At 63.9% G+C, this 19,004-nt stretch carries 15 protein-coding genes; 9 read left to right on the top strand and 6 right to left on the bottom strand.

What is annotated here, in order from left to right; all coding sequences use genetic code 11:
* The first annotated feature begins 3 nt into the window (after positions 1-3).
* The 6 genes from dhaL (at position 4) to M1D51_RS16525 (ending at position 6,357) form a co-directional block, all read left to right on the top strand.
* Positions 4-1,758, top strand: a complete 1,755-nt coding sequence (dhaL, locus tag M1D51_RS16550) for a dihydroxyacetone kinase subunit DhaL (protein ID WP_458107265.1) — start codon at positions 4-6, stop codon at positions 1,756-1,758.
* The gene (locus M1D51_RS16545) at positions 1,755-2,237 is read left to right on the top strand and encodes a ribose-5-phosphate isomerase (protein ID WP_172322060.1); all 483 of its coding nucleotides are present in this window, start codon (positions 1,755-1,757) and stop codon (positions 2,235-2,237) included. The genes dhaL and M1D51_RS16545 overlap by 4 nt, the downstream gene beginning before the upstream one ends.
* Before the next feature lie 2 nt (positions 2,238-2,239).
* Positions 2,240-3,238, top strand: a complete 999-nt coding sequence (locus M1D51_RS16540) for a 3-hydroxyacyl-CoA dehydrogenase family protein (RefSeq protein WP_458107264.1) — start codon at positions 2,240-2,242, stop codon at positions 3,236-3,238.
* 21 nt (positions 3,239-3,259) lie between these two features.
* Positions 3,260-4,024: an SDR family NAD(P)-dependent oxidoreductase gene (locus M1D51_RS16535; RefSeq protein WP_458107263.1), complete on the top strand. Its 765-nt coding sequence runs from the start codon at positions 3,260-3,262 to the stop codon at positions 4,022-4,024.
* A 170-nt stretch (positions 4,025-4,194) separates the two neighbouring features.
* Positions 4,195-5,544, top strand: coding sequence for an MFS transporter (locus M1D51_RS16530; RefSeq protein WP_458107262.1), 1,350 nt, complete (start codon positions 4,195-4,197; stop codon positions 5,542-5,544).
* A 60-nt stretch (positions 5,545-5,604) separates the two neighbouring features.
* Positions 5,605-6,357, top strand: a complete 753-nt coding sequence (locus M1D51_RS16525) for a triose-phosphate isomerase family protein (protein WP_458109606.1) — start codon at positions 5,605-5,607, stop codon at positions 6,355-6,357.
* Here the strand turns inward: M1D51_RS16525 and M1D51_RS16520 are convergent.
* Positions 6,344-9,919 carry a TM0106 family RecB-like putative nuclease gene (locus M1D51_RS16520; RefSeq protein WP_458109604.1) on the bottom strand — a complete coding sequence of 1,192 codons (3,576 nt, stop codon included), beginning with the start codon at positions 9,917-9,919 and terminating at the stop codon, positions 6,344-6,346. The two genes, M1D51_RS16525 and M1D51_RS16520, sit on opposite strands and share 14 nt — an antisense overlap.
* A gap of 111 nt (positions 9,920-10,030) precedes the next feature.
* On the opposite strand from M1D51_RS16520, the gene M1D51_RS16515 reads away from it, so the two are divergent.
* Complete coding sequence (locus M1D51_RS16515) at positions 10,031-10,480, top strand: nucleoside deaminase (protein WP_458107261.1); 450 nt, start codon at positions 10,031-10,033, stop codon at positions 10,478-10,480.
* Positions 10,481-10,491: 11 nt separating this feature from the next.
* Here M1D51_RS16515 and M1D51_RS16510 read toward each other — a convergent pair whose 3' ends face one another.
* Positions 10,492-12,678, bottom strand: a complete 2,187-nt coding sequence (locus M1D51_RS16510; RefSeq protein ID WP_458107260.1) for a hypothetical protein — start codon at positions 12,676-12,678, stop codon at positions 10,492-10,494.
* 340 nt (positions 12,679-13,018) lie between these two features.
* Between M1D51_RS16510 and M1D51_RS16505 the strand changes: the two genes are divergently transcribed.
* The gene (locus M1D51_RS16505; protein WP_172322066.1) at positions 13,019-13,453 is read left to right on the top strand and encodes a CBS domain-containing protein; all 435 of its coding nucleotides are present in this window, start codon (positions 13,019-13,021) and stop codon (positions 13,451-13,453) included.
* Positions 13,454-13,490: 37 nt separating this feature from the next.
* Here M1D51_RS16505 and M1D51_RS16500 read toward each other — a convergent pair whose 3' ends face one another.
* On the bottom strand, positions 13,491-13,787 hold the full coding sequence (locus tag M1D51_RS16500) for a hypothetical protein (protein ID WP_172322067.1): 297 nt from the start codon (positions 13,785-13,787) through the stop codon (positions 13,491-13,493).
* 88 nt (positions 13,788-13,875) lie between these two features.
* Between M1D51_RS16500 and M1D51_RS16495 the strand changes: the two genes are divergently transcribed.
* The gene (locus M1D51_RS16495; RefSeq protein WP_458107259.1) at positions 13,876-16,410 is read left to right on the top strand and encodes a Tex family protein; all 2,535 of its coding nucleotides are present in this window, start codon (positions 13,876-13,878) and stop codon (positions 16,408-16,410) included.
* 117 nt (positions 16,411-16,527) lie between these two features.
* Here the strand turns inward: M1D51_RS16495 and M1D51_RS16490 are convergent, their stop codons facing one another.
* The 3 genes from M1D51_RS16490 to M1D51_RS16480 form a co-directional block, all read right to left on the bottom strand.
* Positions 16,528-17,568 carry an alpha/beta hydrolase gene (locus tag M1D51_RS16490; protein ID WP_458107258.1) on the bottom strand — a complete coding sequence of 347 codons (1,041 nt, stop codon included), beginning with the start codon at positions 17,566-17,568 and terminating at the stop codon, positions 16,528-16,530.
* Positions 17,565-17,927, bottom strand: a complete 363-nt coding sequence (locus tag M1D51_RS16485) for a DUF1622 domain-containing protein (protein WP_458107257.1) — start codon at positions 17,925-17,927, stop codon at positions 17,565-17,567. Before M1D51_RS16485 ends, M1D51_RS16490 begins: the two co-directional genes overlap by 4 nt.
* Before the next feature lie 102 nt (positions 17,928-18,029).
* Positions 18,030-18,941, bottom strand: coding sequence for an MSMEG_6728 family protein (locus M1D51_RS16480; protein ID WP_458107256.1), 912 nt, complete (start codon positions 18,939-18,941; stop codon positions 18,030-18,032).
* Between the last annotated feature and the right edge of the window lie 63 nt (positions 18,942-19,004).

Genomic DNA, 19,004 nt, shown 5'->3' with positions numbered 1-19,004 from the left:
AAGATGACGCAGATTTTCGACAACCCGGCAGACTTTGCCGATGAAGCGCTGGACGGTTTCGTCGCCGCCAACCGCGGATATGTTGCCCGAGTGGACGGCGGCCTGGTCCGCTCCACGGAAGTCCCCGCCGGCCAGGTTGCCTTGGTGGTTGGAGGTGGGTCCGGGCACTACCCGGCGTTCGCCGGACTGGTCGGGCCAGGTCTGGCCACAGGTTCAGCCTGCGGAAACATGTTCGCTTCCCCTGCAGCCGGTCAGGTGTACCGCGTGGCCAAGGCCGCCAACGCCGGCGGGGGAGTCCTGCTCAGCTACGGCAACTACGCCGGTGATGTCCTGCACTTCGGTCAGGCGCAGCTCCGGCTCAATGCGGAGGGCATTGAAACCCGAACCGTCACCGTCACTGATGACATTGCCAGCGCGCCGATCGAGCACATCGAAAAGCGCCGGGGCATCGCCGGCGACCTCACGGTCTTCAAGATCGCCGGAGCCGCCGCCGAAGCGGGACTGGACCTTGACGACGTCGAGCGTTTGGCGATCAAGACCAACTACCGGACGCGGTCCCTGGGGGTGGCCTTTGACGGGTGCACGCTCCCGGGCGCCAAGGATCCGCTGTTCCACGTCCCTGCCGGGCAGATGTCGCTGGGACTGGGAATTCATGGCGAGCCGGGTATTTCCGAGCACCCCATGCCCACCGCCTCAGAACTGGCGGACCTCCTGGTCTCGAAGCTTCTCGATGACAAGCCGGAGGACGCGGGGAACCGTGTAGTAGCAATTGTCAACGGTCTTGGCACCGTGAAGTACGACGAACTCTTCCTCCTGTTCGGCAAGGTCGAGAAGCTGCTGACAGCTGCAGGCCTCACCGTGGTGGAGCCCGAATGCGGCGAGCTGGTGACCAGCCTGGACATGTCCGGACTCTCACTGACGCTGCTCTGGCTGGACGAGGAACTTGAGCAGTACTGGGCCGCGCCGGCTGACACTCCCGCATTCCGCAAGGGCAGCATGGCACCCCGTGCTCCGCGGGTGGAGTCAGAGGCCGACGACGCCGAAACCGCCGACGTCGAACAGCCCACCCCTGCAGCGGCTGAACTCGGGCGGCAGGCCGTGGCCATCCTCGCCCAGGTGCGCGACGTCGTGATCGAACACGAAGAGGAACTCGGGAAGCTGGACGCCATTGCCGGCGACGGGGACCACGGCATTGGTATGCGGCGCGGTGTCGATGCAGCAGCTGCCGCCGGCGAAACAGCGGCCGGTGCCTCCGCGGCGCGGGTCCTGACTGCGGCCGGGGAAGCATGGAGCGAACGCGCCGGCGGGACATCCGGGGCTCTATGGGGTTCGGCAGTCATCGCTGCCGGGTTGTCGCTGGGCAACCGTGAAAGCTATACCTCAGAGGATGCGGCCGCCGCGGTCGAGGCCTTCGTCCGCGCCATCACCGAACTCGGCAAGGCCGATCCGGGGGACAAGACCATGGTGGATGCGCTCCTGCCGTTCCGGGACACCTTCCTCACGGAGCTCGACGGCGGAACTCCAGTCGACCGTGCCCTGGCCGTTGCCGCCGCAGCCGCCGAGTCCGCAGCAGCAAAGACAGCTGAACTGCGCCCGCTCAAAGGCCGGGCGCGTCCCCTCGCGGAAAAGAGCATCGGCCACCCTGATCCGGGGGCGGTCTCCTTCGGACTGATTACCTCGAGGATCTCGCAATTCATCGATTCACAACTGGCGCCCGCTTCCTCAGCGGCAGCGGCAGGAAATGGAGCACAAGCATGAGCAACAACCAAGGCTGGCGCATCGTCGTCGGCAACGACGAGGCCGGCGTCGAGTACAAGCAGGCACTCGTAGCGTTGCTGGAAGCAGACCCGCGCGTGGCATCGGTGACCGATGTCGGCGTCGGATTCAATGATTCCACGGCCTACCCGCACGTGGCCGTTGACGCCGCCCGCAAAGTGGCCGAGGGCGAAGCGGACAGGGCACTCTTGATCTGCGGCACCGGACTCGGGGTGGCCATCGCGGCCAACAAGGTTCCCGGAATCCGCGCCGTCACAGCCCATGACAGCTACTCAGTGGAACGGTCAGTGTTGAGCAACAACGCCCAGGTCCTGACGCTCGGCCAGCGCGTTATCGGCTTGGAACTGGCCAAAAAGCTTGTAGGGGAGTGGCTGAACCACCGCTTCGACCACACCTCATCTTCCGCCGCCAAGGTGGACGCCATCTGCTCGTACGAGCCCGACTACACAAAGGCAGTCTGAACATGACCATTCCTGAAGCTCCTGCAGCATCTGAAAGCACGGTGCCCGCCGCGGCCCGGAAGATCGCCGTCGTCGGCTCCGGCTACATGGGCGGCGGCATCGCCCAGGTGCTGGCGCTGGGAGGTGCGCGGGTTGCACTCGCCGATGTCTCTGCCGAAATCGCGCAGAAGAACTTCGACCGCTTGCTGGTGGAATCGGACCAGTTCATCGCCGACGGACTCTTCCCTGAAGGCTCCACCGAGATCCTGAAGCAGAATCTCTGGGCGGCCAAGGACATCGAGGAAGCGGTGGCCGACGCTGACTTCATCGAAGAATGCGTGCCCGAGGTCCTGGAAATCAAGCACCAGACACTTGCCCGGATCAGCGCTGCGGCCCGCCCGGATGCCGTGATCGGCTCCAACACGTCCACCATTTCCATCGCTTCGCTCGCTGAAGCTGTCACCCTTCCCGAGCGCTTCCTGGGGGTGCACTTCTCCAACCCGTCACCCTTCATCCCCGGCGTCGAGATCATTCCCCATGCTGAAACGTCGGCGGCAACGGTAGCGGCGTCGCGCGAGCTGGTGCACGCGGCCGGCAAGCAGACCGCCGTCGTCAAGGACGTCACCGGTTTCGTCCTGAACCGCCTGCAGTACGCGCTGTTCCACGAGGCAGCGCAGTTGGTGGAGCAAGGGATCGCAACAGCGGACGACGTCGACACCCTGGTGCGTACGACGTTCGGCTTCCGCTTGCCCTTCTTCGGTCCGTTCGCGATTGCGGACATGGCCGGTTTGGATGTCTACAACTTCTGCTACAAGTCCCTGCAGACCGGTTTCCCGGAACGCTTCGCAACGCCGAAGATCCTCTCCGACCTGGTCGAAGCAGGCAAACTCGGCACCAAGACCGGCGCAGGCTTCCTCAACGTGCCTGCTGAGCGGACCCCGGAACTTATCGCCTACCGCAACAAGGCCTACGTCGCTATGCAGAAGCTCATTGAAGAGCTCGGCCCGGCTCCCATCAACTAATTCCTTTCAGGAGAAGAACCTATGACTTTCCCCGCAGAACGCACAGCAATTGTCACCGGCGCCGTTTCCGAACGAGGCATCGGCCGGGCCACCGTCAACTACCTTGCCGCGCAGGGTTGGAACATCGGCATCATCGATCTGGATGACGCCGCCTGCAAGATTGCCGCGAAGGAAATCGCCGCAGAGCATGGCGTGCAGGCTCACGGTGTTGGCGCAAATGTGGCCAGTGAGGCCGAAGTCCGTGCAGCCATCGACGAACTCGAGGCCGAGTTGCCGCAGATCGTCGCACTGGCCAATGTTGCCGGCGTCAGCTCGCCCGTTGGCTACCTTGAGCTGGAACCCGCCGAGTGGGACCGTGTCCTGAACATCAACCTCAATGGCGTCCACTACGCCACCCGCCGCGTGGCAGAGTCCATGGTCAAGAACCGGATCGGCCGCATCGTGAACATCTCCTCCGTCTCTGCCCAGCGCGGTGGCGGAACGTTCTCCAAAACCCCCTACTCCGTGGCCAAGGCAGGCGTGATCGGACTGACCCGGGCAACGGCCCGTGAACTGGGAGAGTACGACATCACCGTCAACGCCATTTCTCCCGGCCCCATCGACACCGACATCATGGGCGGAACACTGAGCCAGGAACGCAAGGATGAGCTCACCAAGGACCTTGTGGTGAACCGCGTGGGCTCCACCCGGGACATCGCCGCCGCCATCGCCTTCCTCATCAGCGAAGACTCCGGGTACATCTCCGGGCAGACGCTGAATGTGGACGGCGGACTGTACATGCACTAGGCGCATCTCCATGAAGACCTGGACACGAGAACGCAAGATCTACCTGGCCGTGGGCGTCCTCGCCTGCGCAGTGGGCATGGTGCTCATTTTCTTCCCGCGCTGACCCGCGGCTGTGCGCGGCTGAATGTGCCGCATTACCTCATCTTCCTGTCACTCAAAGAGGAGTTTCAATGTCTGTTGCCACCAATTCCACCAAGGAGTTGCTGGATACGCCGGTCCTCAAATCGGCCATTTCCAAGGCCTCCCGGCGACTTATGCCGATGCTTGTCATCTTGTACGTGGTGGCTTTCCTTGACCGCACCAACGTGGGCTTCGCCGAAGCAGCGCTGGAAGTGGACAGGGGCATCACCGCCGGTGCTTACGCCTTGGGCGCCGGTATCTTCTTCATTGGCTACGCCTTGTTCGAGATTCCCAGCAACCTGCTGCTCACCAAGTTCGGTGCCAAGGTGTGGCTGGCCCGCATCGCCATTACGTGGGGCATCGTCTCGGCGTGCTTCGCGTTCGTCCAGGGCGAGACATCCTTCATCATCCTGCGGTTCCTGCTCGGTGTGACGGAGGCCGGACTATTCCCGGGCGTCATCATGTTCCTGGCAGCCTGGTTCCCCAATAAAGTCCGTGTGAAGATGTTCGCCATCTTCTACCTGGCACAGCCGTTCTCCCAGATGATGGGTGCACCCCTGTCCGGCTGGCTGATCAACATCGGTGACCAGGTTCCGGGCGTTGCAGGCTGGCAGGTCATGTTCTTCGTTGAGGGCATGCTCGCCGTCCTGGCTGGTATCGCCGCCTACTTCTTCCTCATCAACAGCCCCCAGGATGCCAAGTTCCTGAGCAAGGAAGAGAAACGGGCGTTGTCCGATGTCATGGCCTTGGAGGACACCGTGAAGGAAGAAACGGGTCCCCGCGGCGTCCTGGCCTCCATGCGCAATGGCCGGGTCTGGTACTTCACCGTCATCTACTTCTGCCTGCAGGTAGCGGTGTACGGCGTCACGTTCTACCTGCCGCAGCAGGTGGCGCAGCTGACCGGCCAAAAGGTGGGTATCGCCGTCGGGCTCCTCGCGGCCATCCCGTGGTTCTTCGGCATCTTCGCCTGCTACTTCATCGGCAAGGCGGCCAACACCGTGGCGCGGCGCCGCCGCTGGGGCACAGCGCTGTTCATCTCCACGGGCTTGTGCATCTTCGGCTCTGCCTGGGCAGGGGCAAACCAGCTGCCCGCACTTGGCATCATCTTCATCACCCTGGCGGTGTGCAGCTTCCTGTCCACCGGTCCTATCTGTTGGTCATATCCCACCGCGTTCCTCACCGGAACAGCAGCGGCTGCCGGCATCGGCCTGATCAACTCCCTCGGGAACCTGGGCGGGTTCGTGGCGCCGATCCTGCGCACCACGGTCAACCAGGTCACGGCCTCGGACACCGGCACCATGGGTGTCTACGCCTTGGGCGTTCTGCCTTTCGTCGCCGCTCTGCTGATGTTCGGCACCAAGCGCTTCAGCAACAAGGCCGACGAGCTGCTGGGGAAGTAGACCGTGAATCGTTCTGTTCCCTACAACGCGGACACTGTGTTGGTTGGCGTCAGCACCAAGATGTACATGGGCTACGCGCACAGCCTGGAGTGGTTGGAGCAGTTGGTGGCAGAAGTGGACGCCCGTCCGGCCCTTGCGGCCGGGCGGGTGGTCCCGTTTGTCATTCCTTCCTTCCCGGTGTTGCCGGCGGCGGCGCGGATGGTGGAGGGCACCCCGTTGGTGTTGGGCGCGCAGAACTGCGGTTGGTCTGCCGGGCCATGGACGGGCGAAGTATCACCGTCCATGCTCGCTGAGTTGGGAGTGGGTCTCGTAGAGATCGGTCACGCTGAGCGGCGGCGCCACTTGGCCGAGGACGAGGCAATGATTGCGCTCAAGGTCAGGGCCGCCGTCGACGTCGGTCTGACGCCGCTGCTGTGTGTGGGGGAGAGCGAAATCCTGGAACCGGAAGCCGCAGCGGAAACGGTGTTCGGGCAGGTGAAGGCAGCTGTCTCAGGCGACTGGTCCGTTGCTTCGCAGCTGGTCATTGCCTACGAGCCCGTGTGGGCCATCGGTGCCCCGGAACCTGCCTCGGCTTCCTACGTTTCGCTGGTGGTGCGCGCGCTCCGGGCATCACTGGACCGCCACGGGCTCTCCGGGATGCCCATCATTTACGGCGGTTCAGCGAAGCCGGGCTTGTTGCCACAACTGGACAGGGTTTCAGGACTCTTCCTTGGCCGCTTTGCTCATGACGCAGCCAACTTCGGCAGGGTCTTGGACGAAGCCTTGAGTTTTTGTACAGCAGATGCCCCTAAGACGCCCTCTAAAGGGCATTAGGTGTACAAAAACTCCGCTGGCAGAGGGCCACGAAGCCTCCCAGGTTCTCGAGGCCCTCGGGATGTGTCGGCAGGTAGTTGGTCAGCTCCGGCGACCGCACGACGACGGCACGCCACTGACCGCGCGAGACCGCCACATTGATCCTGTTGCGGGACAGTAGGAACTCCATGCCGCGGGGGACCTCTCCTGCGGCCGATGCGGCCATGGAAACGATGACGACCGGCGCTTCCTGGCCCTGGAACTTGTCCACAGTACCTACCCGCACGTTCCCGAGGCCGGCGGACCGCAGCTCATGTTTGATGAGCTGGACCTGGGCGTTGTACGCCGCGACCACCAGGATGTCCGACTCTTCGAGGGGACGGCGTTCCGGAGAGTCCGAAGGGTCCAGCCAGTTCAGGCCCAGATGGGCCTGAACTTGCCGGACTACCTCAACAGCTTCCTCAGGTGAGGCAGTGGAGTTGGCCGTGTGCGGGACGTAGACGCAAGAGATCCCGGGGCTTGCCCCTTCCAGTTCACGCAGGGCAGCGGCCGGGGCGGCCTCCAACCTGTTGTCATAGGACAGTTCGGAAACTGCGCCGCACAGCTCCGGGTGCATCCGCCAGGACATTGCCAGGAAGTAGCCCAGGTGGGACGGCAACGTGTTGTAGCCATCGGACAACCAACCCAGCGCCGATTCGTCAACGGGCTCGGGGTGCTTGCCCTGGGTGACCTGCGGAAGCTGTTGGGGGTCACCGAGCAGCAGGAGCCTCCGGGCAGCCCGGCTGACAGCCATGGTGTTGGCCAACGAGAACTGTCCCGCTTCGTCGATGACCAGGAGATCGAGCGATCCGGCGGGGACTTCCTTGCCCACCATGGTCCACGCGGTGCCGCCGATCAGGGCGCCACCCGGCTTGGCCAAGAGTTCCTCCACGTCGCCTTTGGCACAGTTGGTCCACGGAACGGGATCGTTGTGTTTGACGTCCTTGGCTACCAGATGGGGATCGACGCCCGCTTTTTCCACGGCAGCGCAGAGCATGTTCTCCACCACCGCGTGGGACTGGGCCACGACTCCCACCTTCCACCCCTCGGCCACCAGCCTGGCCAGTACGTGGGCGCCCACATAAGTCTTGCCGCTGCCTGGCGGACCCTGAACGGCAAGGTAAGAGCGGTCCAGGTCCTTGACTGCCGCAGTGATGGCCTCGATGTAGCCATCCGGCCCGGAAGGAACTGCCGGAAGGCCCGCCAGAGTGCCCAGTCGGGGCGGAATCCGGCGGACAAGGTCCAGGGCAGGATCTTTGGGCCAGGAAGGCAGTGCAGCACGGAGCTTCGTGGCCAACGCAGCCAAGGCAGCCCTTTGCCCGGTGGTCTGAATCGGGCTGTCAGGGGTCAGGGCCATAGGAGTTTGGCTAAATTCCGTTGAGTCATTGCGCAGCTTCTCCACGATGGTGACTGACTCGAAGTCGCCGTCTTCGCCTACCTCGATCACCTCGGTTCCGCCCCACCCTGCACGGCCGAGGACCGAGGACTCCTTGGAAGCCAAGGCGTCCGGAAGCGGGTACTGGTACATCCTGAAATACTTCCTGCCCGGGTCCAATCCCGCACCGTCACCGGAGCGGCCCAGCAGTTTCACTTTCCGTGCGGGGTTGCTGCGAGGCGTGGGTTTGGCCCAGTCCTGCAGCAACTCGGCGTGATCCACGACGAACAGATCACGCGACTCTTCCCACTGTGACGTTGGCTTTTCCAGGTGGTCGAAGTGCCCCCACCAATGCTGTTTGTCCTCGCGACGGTGATACCCCACTCCTGCGGCGACGATGCCGATGGCCCGGGAATCGGATGAGGACTGTTCCTCTTCGGGCAGCCCGGCTACGTAATCGAACAAAGCCTTCTCCTCGGGCGGTGCCTCGTACTTTTCAGGCTCGGTGTCCGGGCGGACGTCGTCCTCCACAGGGCCGCCGGGAACAATGGAACGCTCGGCAGCCCGGGCCAGCAACCAGTTGCGCAGCTCCAGGGTGGACAGGCAGTCGTACTCGTTGTAATCCCGGATACCTTCGAGAATGGCCGCAGCCTGCGCTGCCTGGCCGGTATCCCGGGCCGTGCAGTAGTCCGCGTAGGCAACCACGGACGCGCCGGCGTCGGTGACGTCCCCCGAGCGTAGGTGCCGGCCCATGTACAGGGGCTCGAGTTTCTTGATGCTGTAGGAATTTTCGGAGACACGGATGCTGTGCCTGACCGTGTCATAAAGATCCACCAGGACACCTTGGCGCAGGAGGTCGTCGACGGCGGTTTCGCCCACTACATGTGTCAGGGAGAGGTTGCGCAATGCCGTTTTTTCGTAGGCAGCGTAGTGGTAGATGTGCATGCCGGGGTATAGGGCACGGCGCTGGGCCACGTAGTCGAGGAAGTCTACAAACGCCGAGCCCTCCTCCGCGCGTGAGTGCGCCCAAAAAGGCCGGAAGACGGGAGCGGCCCCGGGTTCAGGAGGGTTCTCGATGACCCCAAAGAGGTACTCCAGCCCCCATTTACCCGTGGCTGGATCCTGCCACAGGGGATCGCCCTCGAAGTCGAAGAAGATGTCGCCCGGGTCCGGGGCGGGAAGCCTGCCGAGGGTGTTCTCCGGCAGCACGTTGTAACTGATGGCCTTGGCTTCTCCGCTCTTGTCCGCGTACTCGACAGTGCCGTCCGGGGTTCCGGTGCCCGTTTGCAGTTGGGCTTGCTCACGGAGCCGAAGCAGCGTGGGGTCTCCAACCGCCGGGAGGGCTGCCAGCTGGTCAATGGTGGTGATTCCGGCTTCCATCAGCTTCTTGCGACGACTGATCCGCATGCCCGCCACCATAAGGAGATCCCGGTGCAGCTGGACCTGTTCGGCGCAGTAATCGCAGCGGCCGCACGCCGAATACCGGGAGTCGCCCCATTCCACCGGGGCACCGGAAAGGACGTGTGCCGCGGTCATGCCGAGGAAGCGTTCCCGGCGTTCCTTGAAGACCGGGAGGATTTGGGACAACGGGTGATCGCTGTGGATGCCGTTGCCCAGCACCAAAGTGACGGTGGGGTCCGGCGTCATGCCCGCCTTCATCAGCTGGTCCCCGTAGGCGGCAAGTTGCAGGAGGGCCGTGACCTTGGCATGGCGTGCCAGCTTGGTGTCGAACACCGCATAGAGCCCACCCTGCTGCTTGACCAGGAAGTCCGAACGCCCGTGGAATTGGCCGTCGAAGAACGCCGCTTGGAACACTACGTCCGCTCCGGATCGCAGGGCTTCGATGGATTCCCTGTGCTTGGCCGAGAGGGTGGCGCGGTCCATGGCAGTGGCGGGGACGACGTCGTAAACGCCCTTCCCGGAGGCCGCATCCCAGTGCCCAAACGCTGCCACGAACTCGTCCAGGACCCGATGCTCATGGACATCGCCAAGGGCGGCGGTACGTTCCAGCATGGCGTCTGCGGCGAAGTCGGGTTTGGGCGAACGGCCGAGTTTTTCGTCGAGTTTGCGGAGCAGTTGGTACTCGCAGGTGGCCGCGATAACGAGGTCGCTGGCAGAGAACACCAGGTCCTGCGGGGCGCCTGCTGTCTCCGGATCGAGAAAGAACACAGCGACCCACCTTCCTTCCACGCCGGTTGAAATCCTTAAAGCCAAGCTATCAGCGGGCCCTGACAAAATAGCTTCCGGCAAAACGAGGTCCGGCCGCTTTAGACTGCACCCATGAGCGATTCAGCTTCCATGGACCCGGCTTTCGAAGCCGCCTACCAAGCCGCGCAAAAGAGCCTCAGCGAGGGCGGGATCCCCATTGGGGCCGCTCTGGCCCGCAACGGCGAGGTGGTGGCGAGCGGCCATAATGAGCGTGTCCAGCACGGCGACCCGATCGCGCACGGCGAGATGTCCGCGCTCAGGGCCGCCGGACGGCAAAAGACCTACCGCGACACTACGCTCTACACCACCCTGGCACCCTGCGCGATGTGCACCGGAACCATCATCCAGTTCAAGATCCCGCGGGTGGTAGTGGGCGAAGCCGAAACCTTCCCCGGCGAATTCGACCTCCTGCGCTCACGCGGGGTGGAGGTGGTGGTCCTGGACGATCCCCGCTGTGTGGAGATGATGCGCACGTTCCAGGACGAGCACCCTGAGCTGTGGGCAGAGGACATCGCGGAATAGCCATCAGCCAGCTAGCCATCCGATGGCTTTTTGGCGGATTCCCTCGGAGCCGCCCGGCGGGAACGGGTGGCCGGAGTTGAGGGCATCAGATCCTTCACCTGTGCCAGCACCGCGGACTTGGCGCCGCGGCGGCCTAAATCCTTGACGAGAATCTCAACCTCGGAGGTGGCGGCCGCGCGGTTGTCCGTCTTCGCGTGAAGTTCCGTGCGCAGTTCCACCAGGCCTCGGTAGGCCAGGTTGCCCGCGGCGCCCGCTGATTGCTGGTAACTGGCCAAACCAGCGTCAGTCAACTCCAGTGCCCGCTGGGGATCAGCACTGTGGTGCTTGACCATCTTGTCCTCCTTTCTCCGATAGAAGTCATCTCCTACGGACTGCGCGACGGCGGTGGCCGCCTTGACGCCCAAAGGCTCACCTCCGAACCGATCGGCAGCCTCGGTCAACGCGTCCAACCCCTTTTCCAAGTACGGCGACATGGACCCCTCAAAGGCCAAGGTCAGGCCCACTTCCCGGGTGAAGAACTCCGGAGCGAAACGGTCCTCTTCCCTGGTGACGGGAAAACCGACCCGCAGCGGCAAGGTGTTCGAAGCCTGCACAATACCGTCCGTGGAGTAGACGGCGCGGACCAGGTATTGGCCGGGCTCGTCGAAAGCGAAGCCTTCCACGCCGTAGGCAAGCTGGACCAGTTGGCTGTAGCGATCACTGCCATCTTCATCGCCCATCGGTGCCGGCGCCAGCGTGACCATCTCCGGGAGGCCGTAGAAGCAGACCACCGATTCGTGCAGCACTACCGTCCCGTTGGGCTTTTGAATGAAGACGGTGGTGTTGCCGTAACGGGGATCGAGGCGGCCATCCACCGGGAGAGGGACGTCAGTGGTGTTGCGCAACCTGAACTCGATGGACACAGGTTCCATGTAGTCGAAGTGGGTCTTCGCGGCGAGGGTCAATTCAACGTCGCTGCCCGGCCCGGAAACCGTCATGGCGCCGGCAGGGGCTTCCAAGTGGCCTCCGGAAGCCCATGGATCGCCGCCCATGATCACTGCGGCGCGGTCTCCGTGGCGCATATGGAGGAGTTCGTCGTCGTCAAAGCGGAAGCGGAAGTTGCCCCAGAAAGCATCAGTGCCGTTGCGTTGATCGTATTTCCAGTCGTAGTTCATCCAGGACAGGGAATCGGGGCGGGCCTTGTCCCAGGCGTGCAGGAAATTGAAAGCGTGCCCGGCCTCGTGGACCCAGGTGTAGAGGAAGTGGCGCATGGCCCACGCCTGATCCTGGGTCACCGGATTGGTGACGAGGTTGGTGAACCAGGAGTGGTTCCGGAAGACCGCAAAACCCTGGCGGTCCGGTCCCCGGCCTGCGCCGCCAAAGCCGGCAGCGGCGTCGAACATGATGCCACCCACGCCCGCGGAGTCGAAGATCCCGGCCTGGATGCCCCACATATTCCAGGCAGGCCAGCCCGAGTTGTACTTGCCGAAGGAGGTCTCCATGGCATCGTGCAGCTCACCAACGTTCCAGGAGGCGAAGCCTGCGGCGCTGTCATCAATCACCGTGTGGACTGGATCCACAATGACTGAGATCCCTGCGTCCCTGTACGAGGACTCAATGGTGATGGTCCTGTTGGCGAGGCCCGCCGGGCGGTTGTTGTGGGAGTGGGTGTTGTAGAGGGGGACTTTGGGTTCGATGTCCACCGACGTGCAGTAGTCCAGTTCCAGGTTCATGTCACGGAAAGCCTCGGAGCGGTAGGAGCAGGCATAAAGCTGTCCGAGGATCCCGCCGGCGGTGAATGCAGCAACAGCCCCGGTAATGGTTCCGTGGGCCCAGGACACCACAATGTCCACGGTGGTGGCAGGGTGGCTTCCCTTCCAAAAGCGGAGGGTTCCTGAGATACGCACCTCGGTATCTGTGAAAGTGACGGCGGGTGTGTCTACAATCCAGGACTCCACGTACGTCTTCACCAGCTGGTTCACGCCGGCGACCTTGACGAAACGTGTGGTGTAGAAATCGCCGCTGACCTTGTTCATAACCGGCGACTCGACGTCGCCGGCGTCGATATCCAAACGCAGGTCCAAAGCACTTCCGATCGGGCCGGGAGAGCCTTGGAACCCTTCATAGCGCCCGCTGACAGCGGCGGGCCGGCGGCAACTCGAAGAACAGGCGGAAGCGGCAGGGGGGTAGTTGGTGGTGGGGACGGTGGGGGTGTCCATGAGGGGATCTTCCTCGCTCTGCAAACAGTCAAGATAAGCGTTCGCCCGCGCCCTTTCGGGCAGAGGCGGCAAGACGGTCCAGGGGCGGGGCGGATGCGAGTGATGAGGCTCGGATGAGCTTGGAAGGCCAGTGCCCGGAGGCCGTGTGTAACCCAAACCGACGATACTCCAGCGAATGGACTATAACTAGGGAAACTCAACAAATTCTTGGTCTTCAAAGGCTCCCGCTGATCTTCTCAGCAGTACCGGCCGGGCGTAGGCTGGCATCATCGGCGCTCGGAGCCGAAGGACTCGTGCCGAAGGCCCCGCGTCGATCACCCCAATCGATGAAGGAGGACCCATGAGTGCCGTACGTGAATTCATGACCACGGATGCGCAGTGCATCGCGGAGGATAAAACTCTCCAGGAAGCCGCCATGCTGATGAGGGATCTGGACTGCGGTTCACTTCCCATCTGCGGCAGCGACGGCAAGCTCACCGGCTTCATCACCGACCGCGACATCGTGGTCAAGTGTTTGGCCGAAGGCAAGGATGCCCGCGAAGTCCTTGCCCGCGAGCTCGCCACCGGCAAGCCGTACTGGGTGGACGCCGATGCCTCCGTGGACGAGGCCGTCACCATGATGGAGGAGCGTCAAGTACGCCGCCTGCCCGTCATCAGCGATCACAAGCTGGTAGGCATCATCAGCCAAGGCGATATTGCCCGCAACCACTATGCCGAACAGCGCCTCGGCGAAATGGTGGAGCACATCTCCGCCAAGGAGCGCATGTCCCACTGAGGACGAGCACCCAATCCAGCCGCCGCGAGGCCCTCCTTTAGAGGAAGGCCTCGCGGCCCGTTCCTTCACGCATGACGAGTTCGCCTTCTTCGATGGAGACGATCAGGCTCTTCGGTTTTCCCACGAGCTTCCTCGTTGCGCTAAGTTTCCGGCTCCTTACTTCCACCCCTACAGTGGCGCCCTTCGCGGGCAGTTCCACGGTGACTTCATCGGCCATCCCCAGAAGCATCTTGGTGGAGATGCCACGCTCGGACGCGGCTTCCTTGCCGTTGACGGTCACGGTCACGTCGTCGGAATCAAACCCGTCCTGAAGGATGATGAGCAGTTCCTGCATGCTCCAACTACAGCACTAACAGCGCCCGCGGGATAGGCCTCCGTGGTACCTGCCTTCGGAAACTGTCGGCCGGGTGAGGCAAACTGTCATGGTGACTTCAAATCTCCAACACCAGTCCGTCGACTCCGCCATCCATGCCCAGATCGCCGCCGAACTCGGCGTCAAGGCCTGGCAAGTCAAAGCCGCGGTGGAACTGCTCGACGCCGGATCCACCGTCCCCTTCATCGCCCGCTACCGCAAGGAAGTCACCGGGACGCTCGATGACACCCAGCTGCGCGACCTCGAGGAACGGCTCAGATACCTGCGTGAGCTCGAGGAACGGCGCAAGGCTGTCCTGGAGGCAATTGCCGCCCAAGGCAAGCTGACCCCGGAACTGGAAGCCGCCGTCGTCGGGGCCGATACCAAGGCGCGCCTGGAGGACATCTACCTCCCCTTCAAATCCAAGCGCCGTACCAAAGCCCAGATCGCCCGGGAAGCCGGGCTGGAGCCGTTGGCCGATGTCCTGCTGGCCAACCCGCAACTGGACCCCACCACTGAGGCCGCCAAGTACCTGAACGCCGAGCACTTCATCGACGACGCCGCAGCGGCGCTCGCAGGAGCCCGCGCCATCCTGGTGGAGCGCGTCGGGCAGGACGCCGACCTCGCCGAGGACCTGCGCGAACGGCTCTGGAAGCAGGGCCGCATGGTGTCGCGGGTCAAGAAGGGCATGGAGGCTGAGGGCCAGAAGTTCAAGGACTACTTCGAATTCACGCAAGTGCCCGCCGGAATGCCGTCTCACCGAGTGCTGGCGCTGTTGCGTGGTGAAAAGGACGGTGTCCTTGAGCTGGACCTCGCCGAATCAGACCCCGCCGACGACGACGCCCTGGCCGCCGCCCGCGGTAAGTACGAAAACGCTGTGGCCAAGTGCCTCGGCGTCTCCCAACAAGGGCGGCCCGCTGATACGTGGCTGATGCAAACCGCGCAGCTCGCCTGGCGGGGCCGTATCCTGGACCGGCTGACCACCGACCTTCGCGGACGCATGTTTGCCGACGCCGAAGATGAAGCGGTTCGGGTCTTTGCCGCCAACCTGCGCGATGTCCTGCTGGCCGCACCTGCCGGCAACCGGGCCACGCTGGGCCTGGACCCCGGACTCCGGACCGGCGTGAAAGTGGCCGTGGTGGACGGCACAGGCAAAGTGGTCACCACGGACACCATCTACCCGCACGCGCCGGCTAAAAAGTGGGACGAAGCCCTGGCCACACTGGGCCGGCTCGCCAAGCAGTACAACGTGGAACTGGTGGCGATCGGCAACGGAACAGCCTCACGCGAAACGGACAAGCTGGCCACCGAGCTCATCAAATCCCTCGAAGCTGCCGGTTCCAAGGGAGTCCAGAAGCTGGTGGTGTCCGAAGCCGGAGCGTCCGTGTATTCGGCCTCTGCCCTGGCGGCTTCTGAACTCCCGGGGATGGACGTCTCCTTGCGAGGAGCAGTGTCCATTGCCCGGCGTCTCCAGGACCCCTTGGCCGAACTGGTCAAGATCGAGCCAAAGTCCATCGGCGTGGGTCAGTACCAGCACGACGTCACTGCAGCGAAGCTGGACCGTTCTCTGGATGCCGTGGTGGAGGACTGCGTGAACGCCGTGGGCGTGGACGTCAACACAGCGTCTCCGGCGTTGCTAAGCCGGGTTGCCGGTGTGGGGCCTTTGCTGAGCGAAAACATTGTGGCGTATCGGAACGAGAACGGGCCGTTCGCCAAGCGCAGTGACCTCAAGAAAGTGCCCAGGCTAGGCGCCAAAGCGTTCGAACAGTGCGCCGGCTTCCTCCGCATTACCGGGGGAGCGGAGCCGTTGGACGCCTCCAGCGTGCACCCCGAGGCATACTCCGTGGCCCGCAAGATCCTGGTAGCGGCCGGCGGCGGTCCCGCTACTTCCCTGGATCCGCAGGCCTTTGTGGACGGCACCTTCGGCCTGCCCACCGTCAAGGACATCATGTCCGAACTGGAAAAGCCGGGGCGCGATCCCCGTCCTGCTTTCAAGGCGGCATCGTTCTCTGAGGGCATCGAGAAGATCTCCGACCTCAGGCCCGGCATGATCCTTGAGGGGACAGTCACCAACGTGGCAGCGTTCGGCGCGTTCGTGGACGTGGGAGTGCATCAGGACGGCCTGGTCCACGTGTCCGCCCTGTCCAACAAGTTCGTTTCCGATCCCCGCGAAATCGTGAAATCCGGCCAAGTGGTCCGGGTCAAGGTCCTGGAGGCCGACCCCGAACGGAAGCGGATCTCCCTGACTTTGAGGCTCGACGACGAACCCGGCACTGCAGGCGGACGCGGCCCGGGCGGGCGTGCTTCGGGCGAGGGCGCTTCGGGTGGCAGGACTTCGGGCGGGCAACGTGGGGGCCAGCCGGGCCAGCGCGGTGGTCAGCCCGGGCAACGTGGGGGTCAGCCGGGCCAGCGCGGTGGTCAGCCCGGGCAACGTGGGGGCCAGCCCGGTCAGCGCGGTGGTGGCCAGTCCGGTCAGGGGGCGACGCGGCAGGGACAGAGTGATCGCGGGCAGGGCGGCTCGCGGCAAGGAAGGCCCCAGCAGTCCCCGGAACCCGCGAACACTGCCATGGCAGAAGCTCTCCGCCGGGCCGGACTCGGGAAGTAGCGCCGGACTCGGGAAATTACTGCGGCCGCGCAGGCCACGAATCCCCGCCTTGTTCGCCTGACAGGCCGCACTACGGTGAGTCGGGCGAACAAGGGCGGGTTCGTCCGGCGCGCGTGGCTACAAACCCGCGGTCCTGGCTTCCCACAACACTGCATCCGAAGGTTGCAAAGCCATGGGAAGCCAGCGCCCGATCCGTGCGAAGGCCTCCCTTCGGATGGGTTCGGGTGACAGGAAGATGTCGTGGAAGGCGTTCGGAAGCCGGCTGATGATGACGGTGTCCGCCAAGGACAGTGAACGGTGGGCCACGGCGTCCACGTTGAGGGCGACGTCGGCGGTGAGTGCATCAGCGGACCACTTGGGCTGCAGGTAGCTCTTGTCCGAGAGAAGCACGAGCACTGGGACGTCGATCCCCAAGCCTGCCGCGACGGTGGCTTGGCCGCGGAAGACGGCGTCGAGGAACGCCGGCGTGATGGGGAAGCCCCGGTCCGGCCGCCACTCGAGGTTGTAGTCCCATTCGCCGTCGAGGGTGGCAGACACAGCGCGGGTATAGATGCCCGGATCTACAGGAGGCAGTGGCGCCAAGGGGTGGAGACGGGCGTGCAGCCCCACCAGGGGAGCGATCGCGCGCCGGCCGAGCTCGGTCGCCTGGAATTCCAACCAGGGGCTGTTGAGGATCAAGGCCGACGCTGTTCCAGGATGGCGGGCAGCCCACAGGCTGAGCGTGAGTCCGCCGGTGGAGTGGCCCAGCAGAATGAGCGGCCGATCCTCGCCGGGAACACCGGAGCGGCCCATGGCTGAGAGAGCAGCTTCGATGTCGGCGTCGTAATCGCTAAGGCTGGTGACGAAGCCCGGGACGAGCCCCGGGCTCAGGCTGCGCCCGTAGTTGTGCAGGTCCAGGGCGTAGAAGCGTGCACCGGCCCGGTGCCAGAATTCGGCCACGTGGCGTTGGAAGAAGTAGTCGGACCAGCCGTGGACGTAGAGGACATCGGCGTCGAAGCCAGGCCCGTCTGCAGCGTCCAGCCACGGGGCGTCGTCGCCCAACTCCTGAGTGCCAGCGCCGAGGTACCTGACCAAGGTGGCGACAGCACCGTCGTCGAGCTCCAGCGTTTGTTGCTCAAAGCCGTCACCAAGAATGTCCGGGATCCACGGCCGGGTCATGCTTCCTTTTCCTTCTGCCATGGCCAGCGGCCGGTGATTTCCAGCTCGAGGGAGAAGCTCAGGAAGGTCCGGATGAGCACAATGATGGCCAGGACTCCGACGCTCTCGAAGGTGGGAGTGACAGCGACGGTGCGGATGATGTCGGCGGCCACCAAGAGCTCCAGGCCCAGCAGTATGGACCTGCCCAGCAGTTGCCGGTAGGAGCGGTACGGAGAGAAGGGAGCCAAGCCACGGGCCCGTTTGGGCTGGTACCCGCGAAGGGCGATTGGAACCGAAACCAAGGCTCCGACCACCATGACTGCCACTCCGGCAAAGTCCATGTACCGGCCGACTTCTTCAATGATGTGCTGGAAATCCATGAAACTCCCTGCCTAGGTGCGGGCTACCGCCGTCGAATCCTGGCCTTGTTCCCCTGTCAGGCCGCACTACGGTGTGACAGGCGAACAAGGCCGGGTTCCAAGCTACAGCGCAGGCGCCGGGACCGGGAAGAACACCCGGGGATCCTGCAGGAGCGCGGGGTAGTCGAAGTCCGAGCGCTTGATCACGTTGGTGACCTCGAAGTTACGGGCAAAGCGGCCGTCCACCGTGATGGGCCGGCCCTGGATCAGGCCGACAGCGAACGTTTGTCCGCCGTCGAACGGAACGGCCAGCTCTGTCTTGCCGGGCAAGGTGTTGAAGGCCTGTTCCTGTGCCTGGCGCTTCCGTGTGGGCTTCTTCTCGCGGGGCGCCACCGGACGCTTCTTGGGACCGCCCACTTGGCGGCGGGATTTCTCCTCGGCGTACACAAACTGGTATTCGTCGGGGTCCGCGGGGGCTGCCTTGGCCTTGCCGTGCGGCGGCATGCTGACGGTGGTGAGCTGCTCCGGGCGGAGGTCTTCGACGTTGGAGCGCAGGATCAGGAGGCGATCCTCTTCAGGGTCCACCGGGTGGAACTCGTGCTTGGGCTCAGGCCACACATATTCCAGTTTTTCCTCGGTGCCGGGAAAAATCTGTGCGTAGTGCTTGGGATCCTTGCTGAGCAGCTTGGAGCGGTGGCTGAGGTGCAGGTCCTCGTGACCGAGCCACGGCGGCATGACGATCCGGGAGGCATAGTCCGGGTGGGCTGCCTGCGGGGCGAACTCCGCGATGTTCGCGCGCGTGTTGTCCGGGTGGCCGCGTTCCATCCATTCGTCGGCCATGGCCAGGCCGTACATGGTGAGTGCCGGGACGTGGCCCATCCACATGCGCACGGCGGGGTGGGACTGCCAACCGTACTCCGGGATCACCAATGCGCGGAGGACTTGGAGTGCTTCGACGCGCTGCTTGCCGAGCCTTGAAGTGTCGAGGGCTTTGGCACTCTCACGGAAATCGGCGAAGGGGAGGAAAGTCTGCATCCTTTCAGTTTGAGGGTGCCGGGCGCGAGAACCAAGTTGAGTGCTCCGGGACACGTGCCATTG

It is taken from the genome of Arthrobacter sp. R3-55, from assembly GCF_054161505.1.
This window is presented reverse-complemented; position numbering and strand designations above follow the sequence as displayed.

Coding starts and splice junctions, on each gene's coding strand:
- dhaL (WP_458107265.1), top strand. CDS start 4: ATGACGCAGATTTTCGACAACCCGGCAGACTTTGCCGATGAAGCGCTG.
- M1D51_RS16545 (WP_172322060.1), top strand. CDS start 1,755: ATGAGCAACAACCAAGGCTGGCGCATCGTCGTCGGCAACGACGAGGCC.
- M1D51_RS16540 (WP_458107264.1), top strand. CDS start 2,240: ATGACCATTCCTGAAGCTCCTGCAGCATCTGAAAGCACGGTGCCCGCC.
- M1D51_RS16535 (WP_458107263.1), top strand. CDS start 3,260: ATGACTTTCCCCGCAGAACGCACAGCAATTGTCACCGGCGCCGTTTCC.
- M1D51_RS16530 (WP_458107262.1), top strand. CDS start 4,195: ATGTCTGTTGCCACCAATTCCACCAAGGAGTTGCTGGATACGCCGGTC.
- M1D51_RS16525 (WP_458109606.1), top strand. CDS start 5,605: ATGTACATGGGCTACGCGCACAGCCTGGAGTGGTTGGAGCAGTTGGTG.
- M1D51_RS16515 (WP_458107261.1), top strand. CDS start 10,031: ATGAGCGATTCAGCTTCCATGGACCCGGCTTTCGAAGCCGCCTACCAA.
- M1D51_RS16510 (WP_458107260.1), bottom strand. CDS start 12,678: ATGGACACCCCCACCGTCCCCACCACCAACTACCCCCCTGCCGCTTCC.
- M1D51_RS16505 (WP_172322066.1), top strand. CDS start 13,019: ATGAGTGCCGTACGTGAATTCATGACCACGGATGCGCAGTGCATCGCG.
- M1D51_RS16500 (WP_172322067.1), bottom strand. CDS start 13,787: ATGCAGGAACTGCTCATCATCCTTCAGGACGGGTTTGATTCCGACGAC.
- M1D51_RS16495 (WP_458107259.1), top strand. CDS start 13,876: ATGGTGACTTCAAATCTCCAACACCAGTCCGTCGACTCCGCCATCCAT.
- M1D51_RS16490 (WP_458107258.1), bottom strand. CDS start 17,568: ATGACCCGGCCGTGGATCCCGGACATTCTTGGTGACGGCTTTGAGCAA.
- M1D51_RS16485 (WP_458107257.1), bottom strand. CDS start 17,927: ATGGATTTCCAGCACATCATTGAAGAAGTCGGCCGGTACATGGACTTT.
- M1D51_RS16480 (WP_458107256.1), bottom strand. CDS start 18,941: ATGCAGACTTTCCTCCCCTTCGCCGATTTCCGTGAGAGTGCCAAAGCC.